Source organism: Rhodobaculum claviforme (assembly GCF_016653255.1).
GTDB lineage: Bacteria > Pseudomonadota > Alphaproteobacteria > Rhodobacterales > Rhodobacteraceae > Rhodobaculum > Rhodobaculum claviforme.
Genome location: NZ_NHSD01000087.1, coordinates 1 through 5,023, shown reverse-complemented (window position 1 = coordinate 5,023; position 5,023 = coordinate 1). Strand labels below are relative to the sequence as shown.

The 5,023-nt window shown below is 73.9% G+C and carries 3 protein-coding genes; all 3 read left to right on the top strand.

Features of this window, described 5'->3' with window-relative positions:
* Nucleotides 1-266: 266 nt before the first annotated feature.
* The 3 genes from CCR87_RS01535 (at nucleotide 267) to parE (ending at nucleotide 4,971) form a co-directional block, all read left to right on the top strand.
* On the top strand, nucleotides 267-1,427 hold the full coding sequence (locus CCR87_RS01535; protein ID WP_201155569.1) for an alpha-hydroxy acid oxidase: 1,161 nt from the start codon (nucleotides 267-269) through the stop codon (nucleotides 1,425-1,427).
* Nucleotides 1,428-1,778: 351 nt separating this feature from the next.
* Nucleotides 1,779-2,930 (top strand): cation diffusion facilitator family transporter, encoded by a 1,152-nt coding sequence (locus CCR87_RS01530; protein ID WP_201155568.1) that lies wholly within the window; start codon nucleotides 1,779-1,781, stop codon nucleotides 2,928-2,930.
* A gap of 85 nt (nucleotides 2,931-3,015) precedes the next feature.
* The gene (parE, locus tag CCR87_RS01525) at nucleotides 3,016-4,971 is read left to right on the top strand and encodes a DNA topoisomerase IV subunit B (protein WP_201155567.1); all 1,956 of its coding nucleotides are present in this window, start codon (nucleotides 3,016-3,018) and stop codon (nucleotides 4,969-4,971) included.
* Nucleotides 4,972-5,023 lie beyond the last annotated feature (52 nt).

Genomic DNA, 5,023 nt, shown 5'->3' with positions numbered 1-5,023 from the left:
CGCATGTCGCGGCCCCACGGTGCCGCCCTGTCCAACGGTGGCGCCGCGACATGCGCTGCCGCCCGGCGCCCCGGTGACGCCCTGCGCTCCGCCACCCGGGGCCACGGTGCCACGCTGCGCCACCGCGCCACCCTGCCCCGCGGCGCCCCTTGGCCCCACGGTGCCGCCCGATCCCACGCCGTCGTCCGGCGCCTTGGCGCGGCCCTGCCTTGCCCGACGCGCGGCCTGCCGCGCCCGTCCCGCCCCTCCAGCCACGGACCCGCCGCATGAGCCTCGATCTGCGCTACCCCGCCCTGTCCGACCTGCGCGCCGCCTGCCGCCGCCGCATCCCGCGCTTTGTGTGGGAGTACCTCGACAGCGCGACGGGGCAGGAGGCCGTCATCGCACGCAACCGCGCCGCCCTGGACGCGGTCTGCCTGCGCCCCGGCATCCTGCGCGGACCGCTGGAACCGGACCTGGGCACGCGCCTGCTGGGGCAGGACTGGGCGATGCCGGTGGGGGTGGCGCCCCTGGGCATGTCGGGGCTGATCTGGCCCCGCGCCGAGGCGCATCTGGCCGGCATGGCCGCGCATGAGCGCCTGCCCTACTGCCTGTCCACCGTCGCCACCCGCCTGCCCGAGGAGATCGGCCCCATCGCCGGCGACTGCGGCTGGTTCCAGCTCTATCCCCCCAGGGACCCCGAGATCCGCCGCGACATCCTGGCCCGGGCACGGGCGGCGGGGTTTCGGGTGCTGGTGCTGACGGTCGATGTTCCGGCGCCCTCGCGGCGCGAACGCCAGCTGCGCGCGCGGCTGACGATCCCGCCGCAGCTGACGCCCGCGATGCTGGCACAGATTGCCCTGCGCCCGGCCTGGGCGCTGGGGATGGCGCGGGCGGGCCGTCCGAGGTTGGCGCTGATGGAGGGCTATGCCCGGTCCCTGACCGTCAGCGGCCCCACCGGGTCGACCGCCCATGTGGGGTATCTGCTGCGCACCAGCCCCGACTGGGACTATCTGCGGGCGCTGCGGGCGGAATGGGACGGCGCGCTGGTGGTCAAGGGCGTGCTGGAGCCGGGCGACGCGCGCGCGCTGGTGGCCGAGGGGGTGGACGCGCTGTGGGTCTCCAACCACGCCGGCCGGCAGTTCGAGGGCGCCCCCGCAAGCATCGACGCGTTGCCACAGGTGCGTGCGGCGGTGGGCCGCGACGTGCCGGTGATCTTCGACGGCGGGGTGGAGGGGGGCCTCGACATCCTGCGCGCGCTGGCGCTGGGGGCGGATTTCGTGATGCTGGGCAAGGCGTGGCACCTGGCGCTGGGGGCGCTGGGCGCGCGCGGGCCGGGGCATCTGGCGTCGGTGCTGCGCGCCGATCTGATCGCCAACCTGCACCAGATGGGCCTGGAGCGCCCCGCCGACGCACGCGGCCGCACCTGGCCGAGCACCGAGGCCTGAGGCCCCCCCGGACGGGGCACACCGGGAACCACGCACCGGGCGGCCTCTCATCCAGGCAACCTCCCGTCAGGGCATGTCGGGACCAGCCAGGGCGACGCCCCTCGCGTGACCGCGCGCAGCCCACCGGGGGATGCTGCCGTGTGATGGCCAGCGGACACATCGGCCACGGGCGCGCGGGGCGGGGCGGAGCGGCCGTTGCCCGAAGCGGGCTGGCGGCGGCAGAGGCAAGGGGCTGCCAGGCTGAAGGGGCCGGGGCGTGCGCTGCGTGGCAGGCCCGTGCGGCGTTGGCCGTGGATTGCGGCGCCCGGATCGGCTACACCGCCGCTTCCGCCGCAGGTCCGAGGCCCCGCCATGCCCATTCCCACCCCCTCTGCCGCGCGCCCCGAGGCGATTCCCCAGGCCCTGCGCGACAAACGACGCGCCGGGTGGGCGGGGGTTGCGCTGAACGCGCCGCTGGCGGCGGCCAAGATCGCCGCGGGCATTGCCGCGCAAAGCCAGGCGCTGGTGGCCGACGGGGTGCATTCGCTGTCGGACCTGGCCTCCGACGCGGCGATCCTGTGGGCGCTGGGCCATGCGCACCGCCCGCCCGACGCGGGCCATCCCTTTGGCCATGGCCGGTTCGAGACCCTGGCCACGCTGGTCGTGGCGACGCTGCTGGCGCTGGCGGCGGCGGGCATCCTGGTCGATGCGGGGCTGCGGGTGATCGACCCGCCCGCCGCGGCGCCGGGCGCGCTGGCGCTGTGGGTGGCCGGCGCCGCGATCGTGCTCAAGGAAGGGCTGTATCACTACACCCGGGTGGTGGCCCTGCGCACGGGGTCCGCGATGATGATGGCCAACGCATGGCACCACCGCTCGGACGCGCTGTCCTCGGTGGTGGCGCTGGCGGGGATCGGCGCGGCGATGGCGGGGTGGCCGGGGATGGATGCGCTGGCCGCGGCGCTGATCGCGCTGCTGCTGGGGCGCATCGCCTGGAGCTTCGGCCGGCCGGCGGTGGCGGAGCTGGTGGACGCCGCCCCTCCGCAGGACATGGCGGCCCCGGTCGCCGCCGCGCTGGCGGCGGTGCCGGGGGTGCACGATGTGCACGACCTGCGGTTGCGCCAGACGGGGGGCGCGGTGCAGGCCGACGTGCATCTGGCGCTCGACCCCGAGCTGACGCTGTCGGAGGCGCACCGGCTGTGCGAGGCCGCGCGCAGCCGCGTGCGCGCCGCTGTCCCGCAGGTCGACGAGATCGTCATCCACCCCGAACCCCACGGCCACGCCGATGGCTTTGGCGCCCACCTTGCCGCCCTGCGCCCTGACGTGCGCGCCACGCTGGAGGGGTGCCTGGACGGGCTGTCCATCGCGGCCCTGCATCTGGACTATCGCAACGAGGGCATCCGCGCGACGGTCGTGCTGCGCGGCCCCGTCCCCGACGGCGCCGAGGCCGAGGCGCGCCTGCGCCTTGCGGCCCTGCATGCGGCGGGGCGCAGCGATGTGGTGGCGCTGCGGCTGCTGGGGCCGTGAGGGCGCATCCGCACCCTTCCCACCGCCCCGCATGTCGTCTACCGTGCGCCATCAACCACAACACCGGGCAGAACGGGGCGCAGGCATGGCCGCCGACGATCTACTATCCTCCGGTCCCGAATACGGGGCCCACTCCATCGAGGTGCTGGAGGGGCTGGAGCCGGTGCGCAAGCGCCCGGGCATGTATATCGGCGGCACGGACGAACGCGCGCTGCACCACATGGTGGCCGAGATCCTCGACAACGCCATGGACGAGGCGGTGGCCGGCCACGCCACCCGCATCGAGGTGGAGCTGGGCGCCGACCATTCCGTCACCATCCGCGACAACGGCCGCGGCATCCCGGTGGAGCCGCACCCGAAGTTCCCCGACCGCTCGGCGCTGGAGGTGATCCTGTGCACGCTGCATGCGGGGGGCAAGTTCTCGGGCGATTCCTATGCCACCTCGGGGGGGTTGCACGGCGTCGGCGCGAGCGTCGTGAACGCGCTGTCGGACCACATGCGCGTGGAGGTCGCGCGCAACCGGGAGCTGTGGGCGCAGGAGTTCTCGCGCGGGGTGCCGCAGGGTCCGGCGCACAAGGTGGGCCCCGCGCCCAACCGGCGCGGCACCTCCGTCACCTTCCACGCCGACGCCGACATCTTCGGCACCCACCGCTTCCGGCCCGCGCGGCTTTTGCGCATGGCGCGATCCAAGGCGTATCTGTTCTCGGGCGTGGAAATCCGCTGGAAATCGGCCATCGACGACGGCGAGACCCCGCTGGAGGCCAGCTTCCGCTTTCCCGGGGGCCTCGCCGATTACCTCGCCGAGCGCATCGCGGGCACCGCAGCCGTCACCGAGCGCCCGTTCGCAGGCAAGGTCAGCTTCACCGAGAAGTTCAACCTGCCGGGATCGGTGGAATGGGCCATCGGCTGGGCGCCCGCCCGCGACGGCTTCGTGCAGTCCTATTGCAACACCGTCCCCACCCCCGAGGGCGGCACCCACGAGGCCGGCTTCTGGGCGGCGCTGGTGAAGGGCATCCGCGCCTATGGCGACCTCGCGGGGAACCGCAAGGCCGCGCAGATCACCCGCGAGGACATGGCCGCCGGCGGCTGCGCGCTGGTTTCCCTGTTCATCCGCGAGCCGGAGTTCGTGGGCCAGACCAAGGACCGGCTGGCCACCGCGGACGCCGCCCGGCTGGTGGAAAACGCCGTGCGCGACCATGTCGACAACTGGCTGGCGGGCGACACCAAGGCCGCAGGCGCGCTGCTGGATTATCTGGTGCTGCGGGCCGAGGAACGCCTGCGCCGCCGCGCCGACAAGGAAACCGCGCGCAAGTCCGCCACCCGTCGGCTGCGCCTGCCGGGCAAGCTGGTGGACTGCACGGCGTCCGCCCGCGCGGGCACGGAGCTGTTCATCGTGGAGGGCGACAGCGCCGGCGGCTCGGCCAAGATGGCGCGCGACCGGGTCACGCAGGCGCTGTTGCCGCTGCGGGGCAAGGTCCTCAACGTTCTGGGGGCGGCCAGCGGCAAGCTGGGCCAGAACGCCGAGATCTCGGACATCTGCCAGGCGCTGGGCACCGGGATGGGGTCGAAGTTCCGGCTTGATGAGCTGCGCTACGACCGCATCATCATCATGACCGACGCCGATGTGGACGGCGCGCATATCGCGGCCCTGCTGATGACGTTCTTCTTCAGCCAGATGCGCCCGCTGATCGACGCGGGGCACCTGTATCTGGCCTGTCCGCCGCTCTATCGCCTGACGCAGGGGGCGCAGCGGGTCTATGCCCTCGATGATGCCGAAAAGGACCGGCTGATGGCCGCGGGGCTGGGCGGCAAGGGGCGCATCGACGTCAGCCGCTTCAAGGGCCTGGGCGAAATGGACGCCAAGGACCTCAAGGACACCACCATGAACCCCGCCACCCGGCGGCTGATCCGCGTCACCGTCGACGACGACAGCCCCGGCGAGACCGGCGACCTGGTCGAACGCCTGATGGGCAAGAAGCCCGAGATGCGCTTCCGCTACATCCAGGACAATGCCCGATTCGTGGACGAGCTGGACGTCTGACCGGCCCCGCCGGGGGGAAGCCGGGTTGCCCCCCGCGCCACGCCCCCCCGCG